Consider the following 1,320-nt stretch of genomic DNA (forward strand, 5'->3'; position numbering starts at 1 on the left):
AGACGCGCCCGCATGGCCGAGCCGCCGCCGCGGCCCGGACCGCACATGGCCTGGGCCTGCTGGACGGGGTCGAACGGGTCCGGCTGGGCTGGCGCGGGCGCCCGCGCGGCGCCCAGCATCAACCCCGCCGCCCCGGCTGCGGCCAACAGCTTCAGCCGCCGCTCCATGGCGCGCCTCCCGTCGTTTCCGCCGAAACAACCGGACGCGCGCCGGAACGGGTCCGTTTCAGAACAGCAGGAAGCCGTCGAAGGTCGCCAGCGGGGTGGTCAGCTGCGGTTGGCCGAACACCAGGCCCACGTCAGTCGGCGTCGGGAAGTCGACCGACACGGTCACCACGTGCGGCGTCTGGTCGGCGAACTCGACGCCGCCGCCGACCAGGGGCGACACCTCGGCCGTCACCTGCAGGCTGGTCACGGCCGGAATGGCGAAGCCGGGAACGACCGCGTCGGTGATCAGGGCCTGGCCCTGGTCGGAGAAGGATTGCACCGCCTCGCGTACGATCTGGCGGTCCTCAGCCTGGAAAAGAAACATCACACTACTCCGGAATGCGTACCCGGCCGGCCCAACAGCCCGGGACGCTCCGGTGTTTCAGCGTCAGCGCACGCTCATTCGCCGGTGACGACCACCCCCTCCTCCGTCACGACGTAAGCCCCGTCACGGAGCACCATGTCGGTCGTGAGCACCTTCCGGTGCTTCCCCGTGAGAACGATCAGCTCCCCGCCCGGCATCCGGTGAATGCACGCGATCTGACCCCGATCTCCGAGCGCCGCGACGATCTTGGCGAGTTCCTCCGCCGGCGGCCGCCAGAGTACGGACTCGCCGACACCCGGAACGGAGCTCCCGCCGTTGTAACAGGGCGCGCCCGAACGGTCCCGCAGGCCGGTGCAGGATCCGAGCGCGGCCGCCAGCAGGACCGCCGCCGTCGCGCACGTATATTTCGAAGCCATCGGCGCCCCTCCCCCGCCGCCATCTGGCCGCCGCCCGGGCGGCGATGCAAGCCGCAGGTCACGGCAGGCGCGCTCGGAGGATTTCTTTTGCGCCAGCTCAGTCTATGACGGGCGCCCGCAATCACGAACGGACCTGCCGGTGGCCGAGCCCTCGATCCAACACGTCCTCTACGGTTCGCCGCCGCTGGAGCTCGCCGACCCCGGCGCCGCCGTTCAGGTGTCGCCGCTGGCGCCCGGGGCCGCGCGGCTGGAGGACGTCGCCGACGGCTCGCTGGACGCCGCCACCCTGCTCGCCCCGCCGGGTACGGCCGAGCGGCGCTACGCCCTGGCCCACGCCCTGCGCGCGCTGAAGCCGGGCGGCCGGCTGACGGCG

2 protein-coding genes and 1 pseudogene are annotated in these 1,320 nt (G+C 72.3%); 1 reads left to right on the top strand and 2 read right to left on the bottom strand.

The genetic code is table 11. The features are described from left to right. Window positions 1-225: 225 nt before the first annotated feature. Together G3573_RS21475 and G3573_RS21480 are read right to left on the bottom strand one after the other, a co-directional pair. Window positions 226-531 (bottom strand): hypothetical protein, encoded by a 306-nt coding sequence (locus tag G3573_RS21475; protein ID WP_163263661.1) that lies wholly within the window; start codon window positions 529-531, stop codon window positions 226-228. 74 nt (window positions 532-605) lie between these two features. Next, window positions 606-947: a hypothetical protein gene (locus G3573_RS21480; protein WP_163263660.1), complete on the bottom strand. Its 342-nt coding sequence runs from the start codon at window positions 945-947 to the stop codon at window positions 606-608. A gap of 139 nt (window positions 948-1,086) precedes the next feature. Between G3573_RS21480 and G3573_RS21485 the strand changes: the two are divergent. Continuing rightward, a pseudogene (locus tag G3573_RS21485) lies at window positions 1,087-1,320 on the top strand (methyltransferase); the annotation flags it as partial.

Source organism: Caulobacter sp. 17J65-9, from assembly GCF_010975005.1.
Classification (GTDB): domain Bacteria; phylum Pseudomonadota; class Alphaproteobacteria; order Caulobacterales; family Caulobacteraceae; genus 17J80-11.